General features: G+C 62.7%; 22 protein-coding genes and 2 pseudogenes. 22 read left to right on the forward strand and 2 right to left on the reverse strand.

The window, feature by feature from the left end; translation table 11 throughout:
* Position 1: 1 nt before the first annotated feature.
* The 10 genes and pseudogenes from J4G43_RS20270 to J4G43_RS20315 all read left to right on the forward strand — a co-directional run bounded on the left by J4G43_RS20270 (position 2) and on the right by J4G43_RS20315 (position 11,960).
* Positions 2-919, forward strand: coding sequence for an ABC transporter permease (locus J4G43_RS20270; protein ID WP_208086076.1), 918 nt, complete (start codon positions 2-4; stop codon positions 917-919).
* Entirely contained in the window at positions 916-1,677 is a 762-nt protein-coding gene (locus J4G43_RS20275; protein ID WP_208086077.1) for an ABC transporter permease, read from the forward strand. The genes J4G43_RS20270 and J4G43_RS20275 overlap by 4 nt, the downstream gene beginning before the upstream one ends.
* A 746-nt stretch (positions 1,678-2,423) precedes the next feature.
* Positions 2,424-3,770, forward strand: a complete 1,347-nt coding sequence (locus J4G43_RS20280; RefSeq protein WP_208086078.1) for an ABC transporter substrate-binding protein — start codon at positions 2,424-2,426, stop codon at positions 3,768-3,770.
* A gap of 76 nt (positions 3,771-3,846) precedes the next feature.
* Positions 3,847-4,737 carry an ABC transporter permease gene (locus J4G43_RS20285; protein WP_208086079.1) on the forward strand — a complete coding sequence of 297 codons (891 nt, stop codon included), beginning with the start codon at positions 3,847-3,849 and terminating at the stop codon, positions 4,735-4,737.
* Positions 4,734-5,625 (forward strand): annotated as a pseudogene (locus tag J4G43_RS20290) (ABC transporter permease). The gene J4G43_RS20285 and the pseudogene J4G43_RS20290 overlap by 4 nt, the downstream one beginning before the upstream one ends.
* Before the next feature lie 8 nt (positions 5,626-5,633).
* Positions 5,634-6,740 (forward strand): ABC transporter ATP-binding protein, encoded by a 1,107-nt coding sequence (locus tag J4G43_RS20295; protein ID WP_208086080.1) that lies wholly within the window; start codon positions 5,634-5,636, stop codon positions 6,738-6,740.
* A gap of 22 nt (positions 6,741-6,762) precedes the next feature.
* Positions 6,763-7,254: a (2Fe-2S)-binding protein gene (locus tag J4G43_RS20300; RefSeq protein WP_187387739.1), complete on the forward strand. Its 492-nt coding sequence runs from the start codon at positions 6,763-6,765 to the stop codon at positions 7,252-7,254.
* 2 nt (positions 7,255-7,256) lie between these two features.
* Positions 7,257-9,644, forward strand: a complete 2,388-nt coding sequence (locus J4G43_RS20305; protein WP_208086081.1) for a xanthine dehydrogenase family protein molybdopterin-binding subunit — start codon at positions 7,257-7,259, stop codon at positions 9,642-9,644.
* Positions 9,645-9,655: 11 nt separating this feature from the next.
* A complete protein-coding gene (locus J4G43_RS20310; protein ID WP_085404913.1) occupies positions 9,656-10,453 on the forward strand; it encodes an FAD binding domain-containing protein in 798 nt (265 codons plus the stop codon).
* Positions 10,454-10,469: 16 nt separating this feature from the next.
* Positions 10,470-11,960, forward strand: coding sequence for an amidase (locus J4G43_RS20315; RefSeq protein ID WP_085404949.1), 1,491 nt, complete (start codon positions 10,470-10,472; stop codon positions 11,958-11,960).
* Positions 11,961-11,962: 2 nt separating this feature from the next.
* Here J4G43_RS20315 and J4G43_RS20320 read toward each other — a convergent pair whose 3' ends face one another.
* Positions 11,963-12,862: a LysR substrate-binding domain-containing protein gene (locus J4G43_RS20320; RefSeq protein ID WP_085404912.1), complete on the reverse strand. Its 900-nt coding sequence runs from the start codon at positions 12,860-12,862 to the stop codon at positions 11,963-11,965.
* A 378-nt stretch (positions 12,863-13,240) separates the two neighbouring features.
* Here J4G43_RS20320 and J4G43_RS20325 point away from each other — a divergent pair, with 378 nt between their 5' ends.
* The 12 genes and pseudogenes from J4G43_RS20325 (at position 13,241) to J4G43_RS20375 (ending at position 24,396) form a co-directional block, all read left to right on the forward strand.
* Positions 13,241-14,380, forward strand: coding sequence for a metallophosphoesterase (locus tag J4G43_RS20325; RefSeq protein WP_028152377.1), 1,140 nt, complete (start codon positions 13,241-13,243; stop codon positions 14,378-14,380).
* A gap of 556 nt (positions 14,381-14,936) precedes the next feature.
* The gene (locus tag J4G43_RS20330) at positions 14,937-15,440 is read left to right on the forward strand and encodes a helix-turn-helix domain-containing protein (protein ID WP_038943777.1); all 504 of its coding nucleotides are present in this window, start codon (positions 14,937-14,939) and stop codon (positions 15,438-15,440) included.
* Positions 15,441-15,741: 301 nt separating this feature from the next.
* A complete protein-coding gene (locus J4G43_RS20335) occupies positions 15,742-16,758 on the forward strand; it encodes an ABC transporter permease (RefSeq protein ID WP_208089368.1) in 1,017 nt (338 codons plus the stop codon).
* Positions 16,759-16,761: 3 nt separating this feature from the next.
* Positions 16,762-17,613, forward strand: coding sequence for an ABC transporter permease (locus J4G43_RS20340; protein WP_028152375.1), 852 nt, complete (start codon positions 16,762-16,764; stop codon positions 17,611-17,613).
* Complete coding sequence (locus J4G43_RS20345; RefSeq protein WP_208086082.1) at positions 17,613-18,575, forward strand: ABC transporter ATP-binding protein; 963 nt, start codon at positions 17,613-17,615, stop codon at positions 18,573-18,575. The genes J4G43_RS20340 and J4G43_RS20345 overlap by 1 nt, the downstream gene beginning before the upstream one ends.
* Positions 18,572-19,564 (forward strand): ABC transporter ATP-binding protein, encoded by a 993-nt coding sequence (locus tag J4G43_RS20350; RefSeq protein ID WP_028152373.1) that lies wholly within the window; start codon positions 18,572-18,574, stop codon positions 19,562-19,564. The genes J4G43_RS20345 and J4G43_RS20350 overlap by 4 nt, the downstream gene beginning before the upstream one ends.
* Positions 19,554-21,008 carry an amidase gene (locus J4G43_RS20355; RefSeq protein ID WP_208086083.1) on the forward strand — a complete coding sequence of 485 codons (1,455 nt, stop codon included), beginning with the start codon at positions 19,554-19,556 and terminating at the stop codon, positions 21,006-21,008. Before J4G43_RS20350 ends, J4G43_RS20355 begins: the two co-directional genes overlap by 11 nt.
* 303 nt (positions 21,009-21,311) lie before the next feature.
* Positions 21,312-21,545: pseudogene (locus J4G43_RS55620) on the forward strand (ABC transporter substrate-binding protein); the annotation flags it as partial.
* Positions 21,546-21,666: 121 nt separating this feature from the next.
* Positions 21,667-22,668 (forward strand): ABC transporter substrate-binding protein, encoded by a 1,002-nt coding sequence (locus J4G43_RS55625; RefSeq protein WP_321576338.1) that lies wholly within the window; start codon positions 21,667-21,669, stop codon positions 22,666-22,668.
* A gap of 53 nt (positions 22,669-22,721) precedes the next feature.
* Positions 22,722-23,249, forward strand: coding sequence for an amidase family protein (locus J4G43_RS20365; RefSeq protein WP_208086084.1), 528 nt, complete (start codon positions 22,722-22,724; stop codon positions 23,247-23,249).
* A 20-nt stretch (positions 23,250-23,269) separates the two neighbouring features.
* Positions 23,270-23,908: an amidase gene (locus J4G43_RS20370; protein ID WP_208086085.1), complete on the forward strand. Its 639-nt coding sequence runs from the start codon at positions 23,270-23,272 to the stop codon at positions 23,906-23,908.
* On the forward strand, positions 23,905-24,396 hold the full coding sequence (locus tag J4G43_RS20375) for a GlcG/HbpS family heme-binding protein (protein ID WP_063629876.1): 492 nt from the start codon (positions 23,905-23,907) through the stop codon (positions 24,394-24,396). Before J4G43_RS20370 ends, J4G43_RS20375 begins: the two co-directional genes overlap by 4 nt.
* 218 nt (positions 24,397-24,614) lie before the next feature.
* Here the strand turns inward: J4G43_RS20375 and J4G43_RS20380 are convergent, their stop codons facing one another.
* Positions 24,615-25,571, reverse strand: a complete 957-nt coding sequence (locus tag J4G43_RS20380) for a LysR family transcriptional regulator (RefSeq protein ID WP_028152372.1) — start codon at positions 25,569-25,571, stop codon at positions 24,615-24,617.
* Positions 25,572-25,648 lie beyond the last annotated feature (77 nt).

Consider the following 25,648-nt stretch of genomic DNA (forward strand, 5'->3'; position numbering starts at 1 on the left):
CATGTGGTCTCGCATCGTCTCCAGGCTGTTCACCAGCCTGGTGGTGGCCTGGGCGAGCGTGACAGCAACGTTTCTCGCGTTGCATGCGCTGCCCGGCCGCATTCAGGACATCCTCGCCGGTGACGTCGAATATCCCGGTCTCCGTGAGGCGATCGCAGCCGAATGGGGCCTCGATCGCTCGTTGCCCGAGCAGTACGTCGAGTTCTTGTCGCGCATCCTCCGCGGCGATTTCGGCACGTCCTATGTGCTGCGCCAGCCGGTGATCGAGGTCGTCGGATCGCAGCTTCTGCCGACCGTCGAGCTTGCGCTCACGGCCGGCGTGCTTGCGATCGTGATTGCCGGCTTCATTGCGCTGCTGACTGCGGGGCGAGGGCGGTTCTCGCGCGAGCTGGCCTCGTTCGTCGAACTGGTGTTCGCCTCGACGCCCGTCTTCTGGCTCGGCATCCTCCTGCTGATGGCATTCTCGTTCAATCTGCGCTGGTTTCCGGTATCGGGCGCGGAGGGGTGGAATTCCCTCGTGCTGTCGGCGATCACCCTGGCATTGCCGACCGCCGGCCTGCTGACGCAGGTTCTGCGTGAAGCCATGGAGAAGACGCTCGACCAGCCCTTCGTGACGACCGTGCGGTCGCGCGGCGTCGGCGAACTCGTCATTCGCTGGCGTCACGTGTTGCGGCACGCTCTTTTGCCGGCGGTGACGTTAGGCGGTTGGCTGATCGGCGGCCTGCTCGGCGGTGCGGTCATCACCGAGAAGGTGTTCGGCCGGCCAGGCCTCGGCACGGTAACGTTGGGCGCGGTGCTGACCCACGACGTACCGGTCGTGCTCACCGTCGTGCTGCTCGCAGCCTTCATCCACGTTGCCGCGTCCACGCTGCTCGACATCCTCTATGTGCTGATCGACCCGAGATTGAGGGCCCAATGACCGCGCCGTCGCATCGCTCCTTCGACACGGCCGTACCGCTCGAGGCCCCGCAAGACCTCGTTGGCTTCGAGGCGTCACATCTGGCTGCAATCGCTGTTCGGCGCCGTCTGCCGTTCGCGCTCGTCCTGTCCTTCGTCTTCGTCGCGCTCCTGATCGCGGCGTCGATCGCGCCTTCGCTGTTCACGCACTTCGATCCGCTCGTCGGCGATTTCAGCGAGGGCCTGAAGCCGCCGGGCTGGGCGCATCTGTTCGGGACCGATCGGCTCGGCCGCGACGTCTTCGCGCGGACTGTCTTCGGCACGCGCTACTCGCTCCTGATCGGGTCCGGCGGTGTTGCGGTCGGACTCGGAGCAGGCATTGTCCTCGGCATCATCGCGGGCCAGCGCAATCGCATTCTGGATGAGGCCGTGTCGCGCCTGTTCGATATGCTGTCGTCATTTCCCGGCGTGCTGCTCGCCATGCTGATCGTGACCTTCCTCGGCCAAGGCATGCTCAACATCGCCATCGCGGTCGGCATCGCCGGCATCCCGAAATTTGGTCGCGTGGTGCGGGCGCAGACTCAGCTGATACGCGATGCCGATTACGTGACGCACGCGGCCGAGGACTTTTTGAGCGACTACTCTCGGATCTCGCGTTTGCGCGAAGGGAGACGGACCGCCAGTTTGTCGCAGATCGCTTGGCGCACCACGGCATCGTTACCACCACAATTCGCCAAGCCTTGTTCGAATGGGCGGTGGTTCTCGATGATCCGGCGATGACACACAGGATCCGGCAGTTGCTGCCTTGATTGGGCGCCCTCGCAAGCGTTCGCTTGCTGGCCGGGCTCTCGTGAACCGAGCCCTGTCCGGTCTCGGCCTTCCGGCTTCGATCCCTGACGCCAAGGTCCGCGCCAACCGGACGCGTGCGACGTTTGTGCTGAAGAGTATTTTCGAACGATGTGGACCTCGTTCGAACGAGAAACGAGTCGGAGGCAAAATCTGAGCTCACGACCAAACCGCATTAGTATCTGAGCCGAAAACGACGTGTGAAATGCCTTCTGGCAGGGCTGGCCGCAAACAGCCCATTAAGTTGCTCCTAAAGGCGGGGGCGGCGCTCCCGTATTGTCCCGAACCGGAAGGCAGCAAGCGCGCCCCTGTCAGCTCCTTGTGAACACTGTGTGCTTGGCGCGATCCTCTACTTTCGCTTCGGCCGCGCCGGTACAGCCTGCCTCTGGCGCTCGGGGCTGTCCGGTCGCTCTTCGACGCACGCGCTATACGATCTGTCTGCGGTCTTAACGCGACCTGAGCGATCAGGGGGCGGGCTGTATACAAGCCATGGCGCCTTCTTATGCGCGTTGCCAAAAGCTGATGCAGCAGACAAATCCATTAGCCGCGTTTATGCGGCGAATATTTACTTCCAATTTTACTTCGCGAAATCCCGTCAATAGCCTTGAGCGCAATTGATCACATCGCAGCCGGTCAATGGCGATCGGTGCGGGCGTTCATCGTAACCAATGAGGGTTGCCATGCTTGACAGGGATAAGCGGACATCGACTTCCGATCCGGCGGGAACGGAAGTGAAGTCTTCGAAAAAGCTGAGCCGGCGCACGCTGTTGAGGGGTGCTGCGGCAGTTGCGGGCGCAGCTGTGGGTTCGGATGCGATCCGCGGATTCCCGACCATCTGGGCGCAGGAGATCAAGGACATTGAGCTCCGTCATGTCGGCGTCTCCTATTCGGTGGTGAAGGCGATCGGCGACCAGGCGGCCAAGGATCTCGGCTTCAAGGTGACGATGCAGAACCTTGATACCTCCGCTGCCATCAATCGCTTCATAAGCCAGCCAAATACGGTCGATATCGCCGATCTTGAAGGCTGGCAGGCCAAACTCGCCGCCAAGCGCAGCGTGATCCAGGGCATCGAGGTCAAGAAAATCAAGGAGTTCGACAACATCCTGCCGATCTTCACCAAGGGCGAGATCGACGGTCACAAGATCCCGCGCCAGGGCGTTTCGCCCTACGAGGCGATGTATATCTCCAAGCCCGACTCCACCGATCTGCATGACGGCGTCACGGAATGGGCGACCTTCCTGCCGCAGGTCTACAACGCCGATTCCATCGGCTATCGGCCCGACCTTGTCGGCCATGAAGTAACCGAGTGGAAGGACCTGATCGATCCGAAGTTCAAGGGCAAGGCGGCGATTCTCGACGTGCCCGCGATCGGCATCATGGATGCTGCGCTCTGCTTCGAAAGCGCCGGGCTGATCAAGTACGGCAACAAGGGCAACATGACCAAGGAGGAGATAGACTTTACCTGCAACAAGCTGATCGAGCTGAAGAAGCAGGGCCAGTTCCGAGCGACCTGGACCACCTTCGACCAGTCGGTGCAGTTGATGGCGGCGGGTGAGGTGGTCATCCAGTCCATGTGGTCGCCGGCGGTCGCCGCCGTGCGCGTCAAGGAAATCCCCTGCGTCTACGCGCCGGTTAACGTCAAGAACGGCAAGGAAGGCTATCGCGGCTGGTGTAACGGCATGGGCCTGATGAAGCACCTGTCCGGCAAGAAGCTCGACGCGACCTACGAATATCTCAACTGGTATCTCTCGGGCTGGCAGGGCGGCTTCGTTGCGCGCTACGGCTATTACAGCCCGGTCCCGTCGACCGCGAAGAAGTTCCTCACACCGGCGGAATGGGCGTTCTGGTACGAGGGCCAGCCAGCGCCCGAGGTGGTCAACGATCCCTATGGCGTGCCGATGGAGCAGACCGGTACCAAGCGTGACGGCGGCTCGTTCCTGGACCGCGTCAAGAACATCTCGTGCTGGAATACGCTGGACGAGGCCGCGTACATGAACAAGCGCTGGAACGATTTCAAGGTGGCCTGAAACCTGCTTTCCGCGACCTGACGACGGCATCGGCGCGGTCGCGCGCCGATGCGAGAAGACCGAGTTCGAGGCCGATATGCAGCCGAGTTCAATTTCAACTCAAGCTCCGCCACGCGACAATCTCGCCGGCTGGCTCTATGTGTCGCCGCTGGTCCTGGTGCTCGTGCCGTTCTTCGTGGCGCCGATCTTGGTCGTGCTGGCGGCGAGCTTCTTCGCCACTGACGGTTTTGGCGGCCTCACGCCCGACTTCACGCTGGCGAGCTACATCGATGTGCTGCATTCGGCGCTGACGCTGAAGCTGTATCTGGCGACCATCAAGTTCACGGTGCTGACCTGGATCTTCACGCTGATTATCGGCTTTTTTGTCGCCTATTTTCTGGTCTTCCACGTTCGTAATCAGCTGCTTGCGATCGGCCTGTTCCTGCTGTGCACGGTGCCGTTCTGGACCTCGAACATCATTCGGATGATCTCCTGGATTCCTCTGCTCGGCAAGGAAGGCCTGATTAACCAGGCGCTATTGGCGCTAGGCGTAATCCGCCAGCCGCTTGAGGTGTTGCTGTTCTCCGACCTTGCGGTGGTCATCGCCTATGTCCACCAGCTCACGATCTTCATGATCGTGCCAATCTTCAACTCCATGGCGCGGATCGACAAGAGGCTGATCGAGGCCGCGATCGACGCCGGCGCCAGCCGTTTCGACATCATGCGTCTGATCGTGGTGCCGATGTCCAAGAGTGGCATCGCGCTCGGCACCATCTTCGTGGTCTCGATCGTAATGGGCGACTTCTTTGTGGTGAAAGTGATGTCCGGCGGCGGCTCGGCCTCGGTGGTCAGCGCGTTCTACGAGGACGTGGGCGTGCTGCAATATCCGACCGCGGCGGCGAGCGCTGTACTGCTGACTCTCGTGCTGGTCGCGATCGTCTCGTTGATCCTACGTACGGTTGATATCCGGCAGGAGATCACGCGATGAGCGCCGCTCTCGCCGACATGCCCGAAACGGCCGCGCCCGCGACCAGGAAGGCGATCGCACCGAGCAAGGGCGGCCGGCCCTGGACCTTCTACGTTCTTGCGACGCTATTCGGGTTCTACGTGATCGCGCTCTACGGGCCGATGTTCTGCATTTATGTCCTGTCGTTTCAGGATATCCGCGGCGGCCTCGTGTTCCCGATGAAGGGCCACTCGCTGCATTGGTTCGTCGATCTCTTCACGCAGGTGCGGACCGGCGACGTCAAGGGCTCATTCGACCGCTCGATCAAGCTTGCGGTCATCGTCACCGTGATCACAGTGGTGGTGTCCTTTCTGGCAGGGCTCGGCTTCCGCAAGCGCTTTCGAGGCGACACCGTCGTGTTCTACATGATGATTGGTAGCCTTGTTGCGCCCGGGCTGGTGCTCGGTCGTGGCACCGGCCTGCTGTTTCAGGCGCTCGGACTGAACGCCAGCTGGTACACCTCGGCGCTCGGCGCGCAGCTGTCCTGGACGCTGCCGTTCGGCGTGCTCGTGATGTTCGCGGTGATGTCGCGCTTCAATCACGTCTGGGAGGAAGCGGCCTATGATCTCGGCGCCAGTCGCTGGCAGTCGATCTGGCTGGTGATGATACCGGTGCTGGTGCCCGGCATCGTCGCGGTGGCGCTGTTCGGCTTTACGCTCTCCTACGACGAGTTCGCGCGCAGCCTCCAGACGGCGGGCTCGCTGAACACGCTGCCGCTGGAAATCTGGAGCATGACGCTGAAATGTCACCTCGCCCTCGCTCTACGCGCTCGGCACGGTGACGACCATCGTCTCATTCATCGTCATTGGCGCGAGCCTGGGCAGCATCGTGCTGATCCAGAAGAGGCGCGGCAGCAGCGCAAAGGGCTGAGCTGGAATATGAAGAGCGATCGCGGTGATATCGAACTGGCTGGCGTCGGCAAGAGTTTTGACGGAGCGACCTACGTGGTCGACGGCGTCAACCTCAAGATCGCCGACGGAGCCTATTGCTGCTTCATCGGCCCCTCAGGCTGCGGCAAGACCACGATTCTGCGCATGATTGCGGGCCATGAGGACCCGACCGCGGGCGAGATCGTGATCGGTGGCCAGAACGTCGTGGGGCTTGCGCCGGCCCAGCGGCGCACGGCGATGATGTTCCAGTCCTACGCGCTGTTCCCGCATCTCACCGTGCGCGACAACATAGCCTTTGCGTTGCGCGTGCGCGGGATGTCGAAGACCGATCGCCTGCGTGCCGCCGACGTCATGATCGAGAAGGTCCGGCTGACGCAATTCGCTGACCGCCTGCCGGCGCAACTTTCTGGCGGCCAGCAGCAGCGTGTGGCGCTGGCGCGCGCGGCGATCACAGAGCCGCGCGTGCTGCTGCTCGACGAGCCGCTCTCCGCGCTCGACGAGCAGCTACGCGTACAGATGCGCCAAGAGCTCAGGCGGATGCAGCGAGAGCTCGGCATCACCTTCATCCATGTCACCCACACCCAGCTCGAAGCGATTGCGCTCGCCGATCTCGTGGTGGTGATGGAGCAGGGCAAGATCAAGCAGGCGGGGGCCGCACGCGACGTATACGCCCACCCGCACGACCGTTATGTCGCCGAATTCATGGGCGGTCAGAATGTGCTGTCGGGGCGGGTGGAGAAGGTCAACGGTGCAAGCTTTACACTCGCACAGGCCGCGCCTTCAGGAATCGAAGTGCCACTCCAGGCGCGCTCGACTGTCTCCGTGGGCGACAAGGTTGATATCGCTGTGCGCCGTGACGACGTCGCGCTGGTCAGGCCGGGCCGGGAGTTACCGCCCGGCTGCAGCACGTCGCTGCCGAGCCGCGTGCTCGCGATCGAATATCAGGGCTATTTCGTCAAGGTCATGCTCGACACCGGGCCGGACGACGAGTTCGTGGCTTATGTGCCGGAAAAGACCTTCTTCGCAGATCCGTTCATCGTCGGCGATGTCGTCATGGCCACATGGGCCACCGGCAGCGCACTTCCACTAGCCTGAAGACCCCATCGCGCACAGGAGTATGACCGTGCAGATATCCTTCACTCTCAACGACCGGCCAACCACCGTTGACGTCGAACCGGCGACGCTCGTCGCCGAGCTGCTGCGCGAGCAGCTCAATCTGACCGGCACGCATATCGGTTGTGACACCAGCCAGTGCGGGGCCTGCGTGGTGCATCTCGACGGCCTCCCGGTGAAGAGTTGCACGCTGCTCGCGCCTGCGCTCGACGGCGCGACGCTGCTGACGATCGAAGGGCTGAGGAGTGAACCCGGCTCGAATCGGATGCATCCGATGCAGGAGGCGTTTCGCGAACATCACGGCCTCCAGTGCGGATTCTGCACGCCCGGTATGCTGATGACGGCGGTGGCGCTCGCCACTGAGAAGCCAACGCTGACGGAGGCGGACGTCCGCCACGGCCTCGAGGGCAATATCTGCCGTTGCACCGGATACCAGAACATCGTCGTCTCAGTGATGGCCGGCGCTGCCGCCATGAACGCTGCCAAGGGAGAGTGACCATGGGCAATGTGATTGGCATTGGCGCCTCACCGAAGCGCAAGGAGGACCAGCGGTTCCTGACCGGCCGCGGCAATTACGTCTCCGACATCAAGCGTCCCGGCATGACCGCGGGCGTGTTCGTGCGCTCTCCGCATGGCCACGCGATTCTGCGCGGCGTCGATAAGAGTGCGGCGCTGGCTTCGCCCGGGGTCATTGCTGTCCTGACCGGCGACGACGTCAAGACTGACGGACTGGGTTCGTTGCCCTGCGGTTGGGGCATCTCGGACGCCAAGGGCGTGCCGATGAAGGAGCCGCCGTTCCCGATGCTGGCTCAGGGCAAGGTGCGCTTCGTCGGCGACATGGTCGCCTTCGTTATCGCCGATACGCCGGAGCAGGCCAATGCGGCAGCGGAACTATTGACCGTCGACTACGAGGTCCTGCCGTCCGTAGTGGGCGTGCTCGAGGCGGTCCGGCCGGGCGCACCCCAACTGTTTGATGATGTGCCGAACAACATCTGCTGCGACTGGGAGCTCGGCGACAAGGCCGCGGTCGAGACCGCCTTCCGCAAGGCCGCGCATGTTGCAAAGCTGAGCCTGGTCAACAACCGCCTGATCGGCAACCCGATGGAGCCGCGTGCCGCGATCGCCGAGTATGAGCCGGGCACCGACCGCTTCACGTTGTGGACCACCAGCCAGTTCCCCCATGTCGTGCGCTTCCTGATGGGCGCTCTGGTCCTGAACATTCCCCAGCACAAGCTGCGCGTGGTCGCTCCGGATGTTGGCGGCGGTTTTGGTGTCAAGCAGTTCCACTACGGCGAAGAGGCCGTCATCACCTGGGCCGCCAAGCGGGTGATGCGGCCGATCAAATGGGTCGCGAGCCGCTCGGAGGGCTACGTTTCCGATCGTCACGGCCGCGATCACGTCACCGAGGCCGAACTCGCGCTCGACGAGACCGGCAAATTCCTGGCGTTCCGCGTCAACACGCTTGCCAATATGGGCGGCTATCTCTCGACGTTCGGGCCGAACATCCCGACCAATCTTTATGGGCCCTTGCTCGGCGGTGTCTACACCACGCCCGCGATCTACTGCAATGTGAAGGTGGTGTTCACCAACACCGTGCCGGTCGACGCCTATCGCGGCGCGGGCCGACCCGAGGCGACGTTCGTGCTGGAACGCATCGTCGATGTCGCAGCCAGCGAGATGGGCATCGACCGCGTTGAGATCCGCCGCCGTAACATGATTCCGAAAGAGGCCTATCCGTACCAGACGCCGGTGCTGGTGCAGTACGATTCCGGCGATCCGATGGGGTGCCTCGACGGCGCGCTGATCGCGGCCGACGTCAAGAATTTCGGCATCCGTAAGGCGGCCTCGGCCAGCAAGGGAAAATTCCGCGGGCTCGGCTACTCGACCTATGTTGAGGCCTGCGGCCTCGCGCCGTCGCGTTTTGCGGGACGGCTCGGCGCGCGCGGTGGCCTCTATGAGAGCGCCACGGTGCGCGTGCATCCGACTGGCCAGGTGACGGTCATGATCGGCACGCACAATCACGGCCAGGGCCATGAGACGACGTTCGCGCAGATCGTCTCGGAAAAGCTCGGCGTGTCCTTTGAGAATGTCGATATCGTGTTCGGGGATACCGATCGCGTGCAGTTCGGCATGGGCACCTACGGTTCGCGTTCGCTGGTGGTCGGCGGCGCCGCGCTGTCAAAGGCAACCGACAAGGTGGTCGCGAAAGGCAAGAAGATCGCGGCGCATCTGCTCGAGGCTTCCGAAGTCGATATCCAGTTCGAGGCCGGAAACTTCTCAGTCGCGGGTACGGACCGCATCAAGTCGTTCGAGGAGATCGCGGGCGCTGCCTATGTGCCGCATAATTATCCGCTGGAAGTGCTGGAACCAGGGCTAGAGGAGCAGGCCTACTACGATCCCGTCAACTTCACCTATCCCGGCGGCTGCCACATCGCCGAGGTCGAGGTCGATCCGGAAACTGGCACGGTGACACTGGTCAACTACACGGCCGTGGATGACGTCGGCACGGTGATCAATCCGATGATCGTCGAAGGCCAGTTGCACGGCGGCATCGTCCAGGGTGTCGGTCAGGCGCTGTTCGAGAGCGCGGTCTATGACGAGGGCTCAGGCCAGCTCCTGTCTGGTTCGCTAATGGATTATTGCATGCCACGGGCCGACCACATGCCGATGATGAAGGTTGCGACCCACTCCACGCTCTGCACGCACACGCCGATGGGTGTGAAGGGCTGCGGCGAAGTCGGGACCATCGGCTCGCCGGCAGCCGTCATCAACGCGGTGGTCGATGCGCTGTCGCATCTGGGTGTGACCCATGTCGACATGCCGGCGACGCCGAACCGGATCTGGCGCCTGCTGCAAAATGCGTCGCTGCCGGTCGCGGCGGAATAGGGAGAACAACAATGAAATCGTTTGCCTATCACCAGCCGGCCGAGATTCCCGACGCGGCACGATTGCTGACCTCGATTGAGGACAGCAAGCTCGTAGCTGGCGGGATGACACTGATTCCGACCCTGAAACAGCGGCTGGCCAGTCCCGTCGCGCTGGTCGACCTGTCGAAGCTCGGATCTCTCAAGGGCATCAACGATGACGGCGCCACCGTCACGATCGGCGCGATGACGCCGCACGCCGTTGTGGCTGCCTCGAGACTGGTGCAGGCAAAGATCCCCGGGCTTGCGGCGCTGGCCGCGATGATCGGCGATCCTGCGGTACGCAGCCGCGGCACCATCGGCGGTTCGGTCGCGAACAACGATCCGGCTGCCGATTATCCCGCCGGCGTGCTCGGCCTCGGCGCGACCATCGTCACCAGCACGCGCGACATCGCGGCTGACGATTTCTTCCTCGGCCTGTTCGAGACCGCGCTCGAACCGGGCGAGATCATCACTGCGATCCGCCTTCCAGTGCCGCTCAAGGCAGGTTATGCAAAATTCAAGGCGCCGGCGTCGCGCTATGCGCTGGTTGGCGTGTTCGTCGCTAAATTTTCCGACGGCGTTCGCGTGGCTGTGACTGGAGCAGGGTCGGGTGTGTTCCGCGTGCCGCCGATGGAAGAAGCGCTGTCGCAAAAGTTCGATCCGTCCGCGATCGCGGCGATCAAGGTCGACACCGACGGCCTCACCTCCGACATCCATGCCGAAGCCGACTACCGTGCGCATCTCGTCACGGTCATGGCCAAACGTGCCGTCGACGCGGCGCTCAGCTAGCTTTTTAGGGTTGATGATGACTGATGGTTCCGGCCGAACGGCCTTCCCGCCAGCGCCGACTGGCCTTGGCGCGCTTTCTGCAACCGAGATCATGGCCGGCTATCGGCGCAAGACGTTTACTCCGCGTGATGTCGTGGACGATACGATAGCTGCGCTCGAAGCGACGCATGAGGCTTGCAATGCGGTGGTGACGCCGATGTACGGGCAGGCGAGGGCGGAAGCCGACCGCGTCACCAAGGAGATGCGCGCGGGCGAGGCCAAGGGGCCACTCGCCGGCGTACCGGTCACCATTAAAGACCTCGTCTTTGTTGCGGGCGTGCCAGCCTATGCCGGCTCGCCGATGAACAAGACGTTCGTGCCCGACGTGGATGCCGCGGTGGTGTCGGCGCTGAAGGCATCGGGCGCGATCATCACCTGCAAGACTACGACTTGCGAGTCCGGCTACAAGCTGACGGCCGACAGTCCGGTCACGGGTACCACGCGAAATCCCTGGAATCCCGGTCGCACCAGCGGCGGCTCGAGCGGCGGCGCGGCCGCGGGCGTTGCCGCGGGCTGCGGCCCGATCGCGATCGGCACCGACGGCGTCGGATCGATCCGTGTTCCATCATCCTTCTGCGGCGTGTTCGGGCTGAAGCCGACCTTTGGCCTCGTGCCGCGCTCGCCCGGTTTCTCGCCGCCATCCTGGGCCTCGCTCGCGCACACCGGACCGATCACGCGGACGGTCGCGGATGCCGCGCTCACGCTGGAAATTATCGCCGGCTACGACATGCGCGATGCCGCAAGTCTGCCCGTGCCATCCCGTCGCTTCGACACCAACGCTGTTCCGTTGAATGGCGTTCGTATCGGCGCCAGCGCCGATCTCGGCTACGCCGCGGTCAGCACCGATGTGCGCGCAGCGTTCAACAAGGCGATCGCCGTTCTCGATGCCTGCGGTGCACAGGTCACTATCGATGGTCCGGGCCTCGATGCCGGCATTTTGGAACACACGCTGAAGCCGATCGCCTTCACCGAGCAGGCGGCGGCGGTTGCGACGAAGACCACGGCTGATTTGGCCAGCTCGGAAGCCGATTATCGCGACGTCGTTACCGCCGGCCGCCACTACAGTGGCACGGACTATATCGAAGCTAGCTATCGGCGCGGCCAGGCGCGCAATGCATTCCTAAAGCTGTTTGAGCGGGTCGATGCGCTAGTGACGCCAACGGTTGCGGTGACCGCGTTCGAAGCCGGCAAGATCGGCGTCGGCAAGATCGACGGTAACCAGGTTGATCCGCATCTCGGCTGGTCGCCCTTCACCTGGCCAATCAACCTCGCTGGCCTTCCGGCCGCGACTTTGCCTTGCGGTTTTGACCGGGATGGCCTGCCGATTGGTCTTCAAATCGTCGCGCCCTGGCTCGACGAGCCCACGATCTTCCGCATCGCTGCGGCGTTCGAGCAGGCGCAGCCCTGGGCAAAGTTTTGGCCGTCGCTGGCGCTCAACGAGATAGGGCGAACGCGCGCGAAGGCGTAGTGCTAGGACAACTCGATCGGTACCCCGCGGCCGTTGAGCTCTTCGTCGAGGCGCAGATAATGCGCCAGGTAGTCGTGCAGTGCGGTCGCGGCTTTCGAAGTCGCGCCGCTCGATTTGTAGAGCAGCAGCTCGATCTTCGGCAGCGGCGGCAGGCCCTCGTTGGGACCGATCTGGCGCATCGTCGGCACCAGCGCGCTGCGGCCGAGCACGGTGACGGCCATGCCGGCGAACGCGGCGGCCTGCAGGCCGCCGACGCTTTCGCTGACGCAGGCGATGCGCCAGCGCAGATTCGCGCGCTCTAGCGTATCGATGGCATAGTCGCGATAGATGTTGCCAGGCGGCAAGAGCGCGAGCGGAATCGGGCGCTCCTGGTGCGCGGCGGATTGATCACCGGTCATCCAAACCAACTGCTCGCGCCGCACCACCTGGCCCCCGGTGAAATCATTCATCCGTGTGACCAGCGCGATGTCGACATCGCCGCGCTTGACGAGACCGACCAGTGGCGTCGAGAGCGCGCAGTTGAGCTGGACCTGCACGCGAGGAAAGGATTTTCGGAACACGCTGAGGATCGAGGGGAGCATGAAGGCGGCGTAGAGATCCGGCGTGCCAAGCACGACATGGCCCTCGATTTCCTGTGACGCAAGTTGCGAAATCAGTTCGTCATGCAGCCTCAGGATGGATCTGGCGTAAGTGAGAACCGTGCTGCCGTCATCGGTCAACGTCAGCCTGCGGCCGCCATGCTCGAACAACTGCTTGCCGGTGAGCTCCTCCAGCCGCTGCAATTGCAGGGTGATCGCCGGTTGGGTGCGGCCCAGCCGTCGCGCGGTCTCAGTGATGCTGCCGGTCTCGACCACCGAGATCAGCGACCGGAGCATGCGGATGTCGAGACTGATGAGGTTCATGCGGCGTCCATGTCGCCCAGAATTTATGCAATTTCCATGCAAGCGTAGCTACAGGCAATTGCGATCAGCCGAACCAGAGAAAACGAACAGCCGGGCAGGGTGGAATACCCCTGTGCTTTTGAAAAAATGCTGTAAGATTTTGTTAACATGTAGGTTTTTTCTCACTAAGCGAGCGGGGCACTCTGCTAAGGTGCCTCTGAAATCCGGAGTGCGGCTTGGCAAAATGGACCCCAGAGTGGGGATGCGCCACGAAGAAATTTCCGGAAAGACCATCGATGCTCGCCACAACCTTCGGAAACTGAAGAACCGGTTATGGGGCGCCGCTGTCGCGCTGGTTCTGTGTAAGAATGCCGCACCGATCAAATCCGGAGCAAACTCATTTCTCAATTCTTATTCGGCCTGGTCTATCTCCTTATCCTGACCCGCTTCATCTGGCCGCTGCAGTTGCCGCTCTCGATCAAGTTCGCAATGGCAGCGCTTGCATTGGTCGCATTGCAGTTTCACCGGTGGAGCAAGCTCTCGTCAGGCTCTGTGTTCTCTCCGGAATTCCCGCGACCGGTTGTCGCTATCTTCAACTGGGCTTTCGGCGCGCTCGTTCTGCTGGCGCTGCTTCAAGTGATGCTCGATGCCGGACTTCTATTAGGGTTGCTGATCCACGGCGGCCCCCTGAGTGCCCCCGACGTTGTCCGCTACGGGTTGGCCGGGTTAGCATCGATTGCGGCTGCGACCGGCGTCCATCAGGCAATGAGGATTCCGCCGCTGAAGGACGTCGAAGTCCGCGTCTCCGGACTTCCGCGGCAATTCGACGGTTACACCATTCTGCAACTCACTGATCTTCACATCAGCCGCCTCTTTCCAGCATCATGGGCGCGCGCTGTTGTCGAGCGATCAAACAAGCTCGGCGTGGACTTAATCGCCATCACGGGAGATCTGATCGATGGCACGCTCGAAGCGCGACGCGCCGACATCGAGCCGTTGCGGGACTTGAGGGCGCCCGACGGCGTCTACGTGATCTCCGGGAATCACGAATACATTTTCGGCTACAGCACATGGATGGCGCACTTCGCCGCGTTGGGACTGCTCTCGCTCGAGAACAGGCACATCGTTCTCGAGCGCAATGGCGGTAAGTTGGTCCTCGCTGGCATCACCGACCGGGCGTCGCGCCATAGAGGACATCCCGACCGCGATCTCGCTGCGGTCCTTGAAGGCGCTCCAGAAGGTGCTCCTCTCATTCTGCTCGACCACCAGCCAGGTGACGCACGAAACGCCGCGGCGCTTGGCGTGGCTCTGCAACTGTCCGGACATACGCACGGAGGACTGATTCTAGGGCTCGACAGGTTGGCCGCGCGCGCCAACGCGGGTTACGTCTCGGGTCAATACGACGTGGACGGGATGACGCTCTACGTGAATAACGGCACGGCCCTATGGCCAGGCTTCGCGTTACGGCTCGGTCGACCATCCGAATTGACGCGGATCACGCTCCGCCGGGTAAGGTGCAAGTCAGGCAATGCTGACTGATCTGCTCGTAGCCTGTGCCGCAGCTGGCTATCTTGGTTCGCTGGTTATGCGTTGATCGCTAGGTGGAGGCAGATGTCAGTCGGCGTATTGGCGTGTCGTCCGCTTCGGGTCAACGGGCGCTGTCCTAATCGCCGCCGGTCCCGTCCGATCTGCCGCGACAACCGGGCGATTTCAGAGCCCGTCCGGGCTTCGCGTTCGGGCCACAAGTCGACCCAGCAAGTTACCGCTCGCTCACCCGGCCTGTTTAACTTGGCTCGCGGGCCCTTGTCTTGACGGGCAGTCCCTTGAGGCCAAGCGGTTGAAATTGGCGAGACCCAAGGTCGCCTGGACGGTAGAAGCCAACGGCTCTCGCTTGTCAGGTCGGGGGCGGGCCTCGCCCGTAGGCGGGCGAAGAGTTCGGTTCGCCCAACTTCGCCCCAGCATGCTGGTAAATCATGTGATTATGATGCATACACTTCCCGTCCAACTGGCTGGAAAATGTTGCGTGAGCTCTGAAAACAACACCTTGAATATTGGTCCGCGTATCCGGCGTGCCCGCTTGTCCAAGGGGCTGCGAATGCGAGACCTGGCGCAGGTCGTCGGATGCGACGAGAGCATGATCTCCAAGATCGAGGCCGGGAAGGTCATGCCGTCGCTGCCGATGCTCGCTAAGATGGTCGACGCGCTCGACCGCGACATGGCCTCGTTCTTTGGCCTGCGGATCGACGACTACAAGCTGGTGCAGAAGCCCGAGGATCGGCTCAAGGTGCCTGTTGATGCGCTGCGCGGTGGCACGGGCGTCGTGTATGAGCGCCTGGTGCCGGTAGCCGCCGGAAATCTGCTCGAAGCCAATGTTCACGTGGTGGCCTCGGGAGGCGAGAAGATCGATCTGATTACCCATCAGGGCGAAGCCGTCGGCTATCTCGTGTCCGGAACCATCGAGCTCACCATCGACGACACCACCTATCTGATGACTTCAGGCGATTCCTTTTTCTTCAAGGCGTATCTGACCAACAGCTATCGCAACGTCGGGCCGGACGAAGCGCGGATCGTCTGGGTCAATACCCCCCAGGTTCACTGAGCCGAGCGATCAGGCTCACGGTGCATGAATTTCATGCATGTGGCGAAAACTGTAGCAGGGTGCTTCAAAGCCACTTCATTTCCTGCGCCCGCGCGTGCCTGCTTCACAGTAAAACGCGCTGATCCGCTGGCTCTCGCACCCAAAGGTTCCGAAAGACAAGCTGGCATAACGCTTGCTTAAACCCAGACATGACTGTGATGCATGCCAACTGCCCCTGGCTGTATCCGATGTCGATGGGGCCCGACCACGTTGATGCGCTCCGGCATGGCCGTCGCACCGGCGAATAACGGCAGGCGAACCGCTGATGGCTTTCGTTTGGAAACGTTTGGTAGGCACCATCCCGAGTCTGATCGGCGTCGTCGTCCTGACCTTTTTCATCTCCCACGCCCTGCCGGGTGACCCGGCGGCGTATTTCGCCGGCCCCGCCGCGAACGCCGCATCGATCGAGAACATCCGCGCCACGCTGGGCCTCGATCGCCCGCTTCCAGTGCAGTTCGTGCACTATGTCGGTGACCTCGCGCAGGGCAACCTCGGCCGTTCGCTCACCACGGGACAGCCGGTGTTGACCGATCTGCTCGAGCGGCTGCCTGCATCGCTGGAATTGTCGTCCTTTGCGCTTTTGTTCGCGATCAGCATCGCCATCCCGATGGGGGTGTGGGCCGCGACCCGCATCAACGGAAGCGTCGATCACGCCTGCCGTGCGCTGGTCACCGTGAGCGCCGCTTTCCCAACGTTCTTCGTCGGGCTGCTGTTCGTCTACATCTTCTATTTCCTGCTCGGCTGGGCGCCGCAGCCGCTCGGCCGCCTGAACGAGATCGCCTTCTCGCCGCCACCGCACGTCACCGGGGCCTACACCATCGACGCACTCATCGCGGGCGATTGGCCGGTGCTCCGCGCGTCGTTGTCTCAGCTGATCCTGCCCGCGATATCGCTCGGCCTGTTCGCGCTGGCGCCGATCGCGCGCATCACGCGCGCGGCCATGTTGGAAGCGCTCGGCAGCGACTTCATCCGTACTGCGCGCGCCAGCGGCTTGCCGGTGCGCAAGATCCTGATGACCTACGCATTCCGCAACGTGCTGCTGCCGGTCAGCAGCGTGCTCGGTATGGTGTTCTCCTTCCTGCTCGGGTCCAACGTCCTGATCGAACAGGTGTTCGGCTGGCAGGGCGTCGGCGCCTACGCGGTCTCGGCCGTCATCGCGTCCGATTACGCAGCGGTTCAGGGCTTCGTCTTAATGATGGCGGTGCTTTACGTGCTGCTTAATCTCGCCGTCGACATTTTCGCGACGCTGGTCGATCCCCGCGTCCGGTTCGAGGGCTGAGCGATGAGTATAGTCACGCTCGCCCGCAACACAGGTTATGCCTTTGGCGAAAACCGCCTGACGCTGATGGCCGTGATCATCCTGGTGCTGCTGGCGCTGTGCGCGATTTTCGGACCTTACATCGCGCCGTACGATCCTCTGGTCACCTCCGCCACCACCAAACTGGCGCGGCCCAGCACCCTGCATCCGTTCGGGACCGACGCGCTCGGACGCGACATCCTCAGCCGTGTCATCGTCGCGACGCGCCTCGACCTCGGGATGGCAGTCTCGGCGGTGGCGCTGTCGTTCGTGGTTGGCCTGGCGCTCGGCTCGCTCGCCGGCTATTTCGGCGGCTGGACTGACCGCATCATCGGCCGCGCCATGGACACCATCATGGCGTTCCCGCTGTTTGTGCTCGCCATGGGCATCGTGGTGGCGCTCGGGAACAGCGTCGCCAACATCATCATCGCCACGATGATCATCAATCTGCCGTTCTATTGCCGCTTCGCGCGCGCCGAGGTGAACGTGCGGCGCGAGCTCGGCTATGTCGAGGCGGCGCGCATGGGCGGCAACGGCTCGCTGCGCGTCCTGCTCAACCATATCGTCCCGAACGTCCTGCCGCCGATGATGGTGCAGGCTTCGCTCAACATGGGATGGGCGATCCTCAATGCCGCCGGCCTGTCCTTCATCGGGCTCGGAGTCCGACCACCGACGCCGGAATGGGGCATCATGGTCTCGGAAGGCGCCAGCTACATCATTTCCGGCGAGTGGTGGGCCTTCATGTTCCCGGGCGCCGCTCTCGTGCTCGCGGTGTTCTCCTTCAACATGCTGGGCGACGGACTGCGCGATCTGCTCGATCCGAGGAAACGCGTGTAATGGCGCAGCTCGAGATCGACAATCTGTCAGTGGAGTTTCGCACCCGTCACGGCGTGGTGCGGGCGCTGGACGACGTGAGCTTGTCGGTCGGCCGCGGCGAGATCGTCGGCGTGGTCGGTGAAAGTGGATCCGGAAAGTCGGTCACGGCCTACACCGTCATGGGCCTCAACGATGAGGCGGCGCAGATCACCAAAGGCAACATCACGATGGGCGGCATCGATCTTCTGGCGGCACGCCCGGAAGCGATGCGCGAACTGCGCGGACGCGAGATGGCGATGATCTTCCAGAGCCCCCGCACAGCGCTCAATCCGATCCGTAAGGTCGGCAAGCAGATCGAGGACGTGCTGCAGGAGCATGCCGGGTCGCCGAGTCGTGATCTCAGGAAAGCGGCAATCGAAGCACTGGCGCGAGTCCGCATTCCCGATCCCGAACGCCGGGCGGAAGCCTATCCGTTCGAGCTCTCGGGCGGCATGTGCCAGCGCGTGATGATCGCCATGGCGCTGGCCTGCACACCGTCGGTCCTGATCGCGGACGAGCCCACGACGGGGCTCGATGTGACAACCCAGGCGGTGATCATGGACCTGATCAGGGACATGAGCCGCTCGACGCGGATGTCGACGTTGCTGATCACTCACGATCTCGGGCTCGCCGGCGAATATTGCGACCGGATCGCCGTCATGCATGCCGGGCATATCGTCGAGATCGCGTCGACCGAGGCGCTGCTGGATCATCCGGCCCACCCCTATACACGCCAGTTGCTCGCCGCCACGCCCGTTCCGGAATCGCGTCTCGACGACCTCAACTCCATTCCCGGCCATCTACCCGATCTGCGCGGCGCGTTGCCGCCGTGCCGCTTCAGCGAACGCTGCGAGCTGCGGCAACTAATCTGCGACGAGGCAGAGCTGCCCTGGACCGAATTGTCGCCCGCGCATGTCGTGCGCTGCCGGTTTCCCCTGTCATGACGCCGCTGCTCGAAGTCAGGTCGCTGTCCAAATTATACCCGATCAAGCGGGCCTCGCGCGGCGCCCGGCTCCACGCGGTCGACGATGTGGATCTGACGATCGGCGCCGGTGAAAGCGTCGGCTTGGTCGGCGAATCCGGCTGCGGCAAATCCACCATGGTTCGCCTGCTTGGCCGGCTGATCGATCCCACGGCGGGCCAGATCCTGCTCGGCGGTGAGGATCTCACCGCGATTGCGCAGGCGAAGTTCGCGTCCTCGGCAAGCCGGCGGCGTATTCAGGTGGTGTTCCAGGACGCGACCGAAAGCCTGAATCCATCGTTCCGCGCTTTCCAGGCGATCGCCGATCCCTTGAAACGGCTACTCGGCATGAATAACGGTGCCGAGCTGGACAGCCGCGTTCGCGCCACCGCCGCGCTGGTTGGACTGCCAGAAGAACTGCTGCAGCGTTACCCGCATCAATTGTCGGGCGGCCAGCGCGCACGGGTGGGCATCGCGCGCGCCGTTGCGGTCGAGCCGTCGTTGCTTATCCTCGACGAGCCGACCTCGGCGCTCGACGTGTCGGTGCAAGCCGTAATCCTGCGGTTGCTCGCCGACCTGCGCGCACGGCTGGCGATGAGCTACCTGTTCGTATCGCACGATCTCAACGTGGTGCGGCTTCTCTGTTCGCGCGTGGTCGTGATGTATCTCGGCAAGATCGTCGAGATCGCGCCGGCGGAGGCGCTGTTCACCGCGCCTCGTCATCCCTATGCGCAGGCGCTGGTCGCCGCGATCCCGGATCCGGCGCGGCGTGGCGAAGCGCGGCCTCGACTCGACGGTAGTCCGACCAGCCCGATCGATCCGGACCCCAACGTCTGCCGCTTTTACGGCCGCTGTCCCAAGGGGGCCGACATCTGCACCAAGGCCATGCCGCCGCTTCGCGCGGTCGGCCCGGACCATTTCGCCGCCTGCCACTTCGCTCTTTCACCCGATGGAGGAACCGATGAGCGCTGACAATCAGATCTGCCGCATGGACGCCGCGACCGTCGCGGCTAAGGTCAGGAACAAGGAGCTATCCGCCGCCGAGGTCACCGAAGCCGTTCTGCGCCGCATGGAGAAGCTCGAACCGCACATCCATGCCTTCTGCACACCGACGCCCGACGTGGCGCGCGCTGCGGCCGCGGCAGTCGACGCCAAGATCGCAGCCGGCAAGGATCCCGGCCTGCTGGCGGGCGTACCGATCGGAATCAAGGATCTCGTCGCCACCAAGGACATCCTGACGGTGATGGGTTCTCCGCTCTACCGGGACTTCGTGCCGGATGAGGACGACATCGTCGTCGAGCGGCTGAAGGACGCCGGCGCAGTCATCATCGGCAAGACCAACGTGCCGGAATTCGGCTACAGCGGCGTCGGCCACAACCCGGTTTTTCCCGCGACGCGTAATCCCTGGAATCTCGACATGACATCCGGCGGATCGAGCGCTGGCTCCGGAGCTTCGGTCGCGGCCGGCGTCGCACCTTTCGCAATCGGCTCCGATGGCGGCGGATCGATCCGCATTCCGTCCGCGCTTTGCGGGCTCTACGGAATCAAAGCCTCGATGGGGCGGGTGCCGCTCTACCCGGGTTGCCGGGATGAACGCTATCCCGGCGTCTCGAGCTGGGAATCGCTCGAGCACGTCGGCCCGATGAGCCGCACCGTGACCGACTCGGCGCTGATGCTGAAGGTGATCACCGGACCCGATCCGCGCGATCGCTATTCCATCCCGGCTGCCGACTTCGACTATGTCGGCGCCGTGAAGGAGAGCATCAAGGGCCTTCGCATTGCCTATAGCGAAGATTGGGGCTATGCGCCGGTCGATCCGGAAGTCCGTCACGTCGTGTCTGAAGCGGTGCGCGTGTTCGAGACCGATCTTGGCTGCACGGTCGAGCGCGCTCATCCGGGATGGGAAGATCCGTTCCCTCATTTCTGGACCATCGTCGCCGGCGACACCGACCTCACCGGTATGCGCCGCATGATGAAGGGGCATGAAAAGGAAATGTCGCCGCACCTGGTCGGGCTGTTGCAGCGGCAATGGACCGCGGAAGAATTCACTGACGCCAAGATGATCCGGCAGATGGTCTGCAACCGCATGTGGCGGTTCATGGCCAACTACGACCTCCTGATCACGCCAACGCTCGCGGTGCCGGCATTCCCGCTCTACATGCAGGGGCCCGAGATCATCGAAGAGAAGATGGTCTCTACCGGCGATTGGCTCTGCTTCACCTTCATCTGCAATTTGACCGGCCAGCCAGCAGCGACCATTCCCGCCGGCTTCACCAAAACCGGTTTGCCTGTCGGCATGCAAATCATTGGTCGCCATCTGGCGGATCGTACCGTGCTCGCCGCCTCCGGCGCCTTCGAACAAGCGCGTCCGTGGGCTCACAAATGGCCGACACTGCTGGGCGATCTCGGCCTCTGACGCTGCCTCGACTTTTTCAACCGAAATCCAGAAAGGACGCACGATATGAAGTTCGATCGTAGTCTCGCTACAGCGGCGCTGCTCACAGCGTCCGTTGTCTGGCCCGGCGCTTCCGCACGCGCGGCCGAAATTGCCAAGGACACGATGGTGATCGTGTCCGAAATGGGCCCCAACGGTCTCGACACTATGGTGCCGACCGCCAACGATCACAGCCGCATGGTGGTGTGGCAGGCCTACGACCGGCTCGTCAGCCACGGCGAGAAAAAGCTGGCCGACGGCACGGTATCCTACGACGCCAAGGTCATGACGCCAGAGCTGGCCGAGAGCTGGGAAGCCAGCGAGGACGGCAAGACCTACATTTTCCATCTGCGCAAGGACGCGACGTTCCACGATGGCAGCCCGGTCACCGCCAAGGACGTCAAATGGTCGTTCGATCGCGCCATCGCCGCCGGCGGCTTTCCGGCGGTGCAAATGGCGGCGGGATCCCTGGTCAAGCCCGAACAGTTCACGGTGGTCGACGATCACACCTTCAAGGCGACGTTCGATCAGTTCAACAAGCTGACGATGCCTGACCTCGTCGTGCCGGTGCCCGTCATCGTCAATTCCGAGCTGGCCAAGAAGCACGCGACAGCGCAAGACGCCGTGGGCGTTCGAGTGGGTGTCACGCAACGATTGCGGCGGCGGTGCCTACAAGGTGGAGTCCTGGTCGCCCGGCCAGCAGACTGTTTTTACCCGCTTCGACGCCTGGAAGTCCGGCCCGCTGCCCCAACTCAAGCGCGTCGTCTATCGGCAGATCGCCTCGGCCGGTACGCGTCGCGCGCTGCTGGAGAAGGGCGACGTCGATATGTCGGTCGGCCTTCCGCCGAAGGACTATGCCGAACTGGCAGAGCAGGGGAAGGTGACGATCATCGGCGTGCCGGTGCAGAACGACCTCGTGTTCGTCGATATGAATGTGAAGATCGCACCGTTCGACAATCCCAAGGTGCGCGAAGCGATCTCCTACGCCATCCCCTACAAGGAGATCGTCAGCTCCGCGCTCTATAACCGCGCCAAGCCGATGTTCGGTGGTGACCCTGACAAACCCTATCCCGACGCGACGTGGCCCGTTCCGATCAAGCATGGCCAGGATCTTGCGAAGGCCAAGCAGCTGTTGACCGAGGCCGGGTTCCCCAACGGCTTCAAGACCACGCTGTCGATCGATCTCAGCGAATCCACCGTGCGCGAGCCGACTGCCATCTTGATCCAGGAGGCGCTCAAGACGATCGGCGTCGAACTCACGATCGAGAAGGTCCCGGGCTCGAACTGGTTTGCCCAGATGGCCAGCAAGACGATGCCGATGGTCATCGCCGAATTCTATGGCTGGCTCGATTACCCCGACTATTTCTTCTTCTGGACCTTCCACGGCGGCAACAACTCCGTGTTCAACACTGCCAACTACGTCAATCCCGACCTCGACAAGGTGATTGACCAGGCGCGCTTCACCCGCGATCCCGATATCTACAAGACAAGCCTGAACAAGATGGTCGACATCGTCATGACCGACTTGCCTCGCATCCCGCTCTACACGCGGTTTGCCGACTATGCGGTGCAGAAGAACGTCAAGGGTTTTGAGTACTGGTTTCACACGCATCCGGATTTCCGCAAACTCTACAAGGAATGAGAGGACGGCAAGCGCGCTCGAACGGGGCGCTTGCCATTCATCGGGGAAACACCGTGCAAGACACGCTCGGCGCTTTCGTTCCAGGCCCCATCATCCAACGGGCGCCGCACGGCTCAGGGCCACTTTCGGGCTTGAGCTTCGCGGTCAAGGACCTGTTCGATGTTGCAGGCGGCGTGACCGGCTGCGGCAATCCGGACTGGGCTGCCACCCACGAGATCGCAAAGGCCGACGCCTGGGCCGTCGACGCTCTGCTGGGCGCCGGCGCCTCGCTGACGGGCAAGACCATCACCGACGAGATCTCGCTCGGGCTGCTTGGCATCAACAAGTTTTACGGCACGCCGCTGAACCCGCGCGCGCCGGACCGTGTACCGGGCGGCTCGTCGAGCGGCTCCGCGTCCGCTGTTGCCGGCGGCCTGGCTGATTTTGCCTTGGGTACCGACTCCGGCGGCTCAGTGCGCATCCCCGCGAGTTTCTGCGGAATTTACGGCCTGCGTCCGACTCATGGTCGTATCTCCATCGCCGGCATGATGCCCCAGGCACCATCATCGATACCGTTGGCTATTTCACTCGCGATGCCCTGACTTTCGGCCGGGTCGGCGCGGTGCTACTCGGAGAGCAGGCGCCCGATGTCTTTCCCAGCGAGATCGTCGTTGCGGCCGACTGTTTTGCCATCGCCGACGAGCCGGTAAGGCGCGCCTTGCAGCCGGTTGTTGATCGGATGCGCGATGCAGTGGCGATCACCGCGTCGCCATTGGCCGAAGGCGCGCTCCTCGACTGGGCGCGCCACCAGCGCATCCTGCAGAAGTGTGAATTCCACGCCACGTTTCGGGATTGGATCGATCGCGTGAACCCGCGCTTCTCGTCGGAGGTAGCCGGCGCGTTTGCCGACGAAGGCCGCATTGAATCGAGTGACCTCTCGGCCGCCAAGGCTTTCCGCGAGTGCGCATCGAAGCGGCTCAACGATTTGCTCGAGGGGCGCCGCATGCTGTGCCTGCCGACCTCGCCCATTCTGCCGATAGGCCGCGACGCGCGCCTGTCGGACATTCGCGCGGCGGTACAGCGGATTGTCGACCTGACCGGTATCGCGGGCCTGACGGGCCTTCCACAGGTCAGCCTGCCCGTCGCTACATCCGGCTCTATTCCGGTCGGGCTGTCCCTCATTGGCTGGCGCGGCGGCGATGCGGCATTGGTCGCGGCAGCGCGCACCCTGGCGCGGGAATTCTCGATTGGACTGGCATGACCGACATCAAGGAAGCACGGACGCTGACCCTCGAAGGCGCGCTTAAGGTGCTCAACGCGGCAATCGGCGAGGCGACCCGCATTGGACAGCCGATGTGCATCGCAGTGGTCGATACCGGCGGCAATCTGCTGGCGTTCGGGCGCATGGACGGCTCGAAGGGACTTAGCGTGACCTCGTCCATCAACAAGGCACGGACGTCGGCACTGTCTGGCTCGCCGACCGGCGGCGCTCACGCGGACGTGGAAATCCAGGTCACTCTCGCGCATGAAAATCGCTGGACCAATCTGATCGGTGGTCTCCCGATCCGCGTCGATGGGTTCATCCTTGGCGCAGTGGCGGCGGGCTCCGGATCAGGCACACAGGATCTCGCTGTCGCCCGGGCCGGTGCGGCCGCGATCCTGGGAGCAGACATGTGCGTCGATTTCACGCCGATGGGCGCGGAAGACACCGGGATCATCAGGGGGGCGACGCTTCAGCCGAGGATTTGAAGCCAGCGGTCGGTCTGCGCACGACGACATAGGCCAAGGGGCGGAAGAGAGCCAAAAGTGATTGCTAGGCTCGGTGGAGCAATGTCCGCACTGGGTCAAGAGCGGGCCGGGATGGATCGCTAAACTTGCCCCTTGGTTGAGGGGCGTGAGTGAGGTGTGCTCCCGCTCGCATCGGGTAGTTGTCGGTCTGTAACCAAGTGCGCCAAAAGGGACGTTGGCTAAACGTCGAAAAGCGTTTCTTCATTCTTCAAAGTTGCGATAGCGAATCCGTGCGGGCCGAGATCTCGAAAGAACTCACGGATAACGTCGATGAGGACTCGCACGTATTCGGGCTTATTCGATCCGTAAACGTCGGCGATGACGAGCGTGGGTGCGGGCAGATCGTCAGTTATCGGCAGCCGGATAAGCTCAGTGCCGTCCGGGGAAGCGTGGCCCAGTGGGGGCATGTTGAGCACAGAAACTCCAAACCCGCACGCAACAGAGGTCCTGATAGTCTCGTAGTTGCGCGTGCGGAAGCCGATCGTTGGTTGAGTTGCCAGCACATCGAACAATGTAAGGAGATACAGCGCGGTCTGTGGCAAATCCAACAGAACCAAAGGCCGAGTTGCCAATTCTGCGATAGATACGGCCGGCTGACGCGCGAGTTGGTCGGATCGCGAAATTAGCGCATGCGCAGGTACTTTACAGACGCGTGTTGTGTTCTCTTTGAAGTGCGGTCCGATATCATAAGTTACGACCAGGTCGACCGCTCCGTTTGCGAACCATTCTCGCAACTGCAACTGGTCTCCCTCGAGCACAGAAATCTCAACCGGCCCAACGCGCTCGATGTAGCGCTTCAGTGTGTCGGGAATGAAAAGTGCGCCGAAAGGATTGAAGCAGCCAATACGGATTGCCGGCGTGCTCAGTCCTCCCAAGCGAGCTATCGTCCTTTTGAATTCTGCATCGGCGGTCAGCATCGAGCGGGCTGCGCAGATAAAGCGTTCTCCCGCCGGGGTTACTCTGACCCCGCGTGAGGGACGCCTCTCAAAGATTCGAGCGCCCATTTCGGTTTCAGCAAGTTCAATCGCCGCAAGGATCGACGATTGCGAGATCCGCAAACTCACCGATGCTGCGTGCATGCTGCCAAGCCTGGCGACTTCGCTTACGTATCGAATTTGCCGAATCGTAAGATCCACAAGGCGTTCCCTACAGTTGATCGATGGTCTTTCTACAAATTATGCATTTTATGACCAGCTCGTAAATTCCTAATGCT

This window comes from Bradyrhizobium barranii subsp. barranii (assembly GCF_017565645.3).
Classification (GTDB): domain Bacteria; phylum Pseudomonadota; class Alphaproteobacteria; order Rhizobiales; family Xanthobacteraceae; genus Bradyrhizobium; species Bradyrhizobium barranii.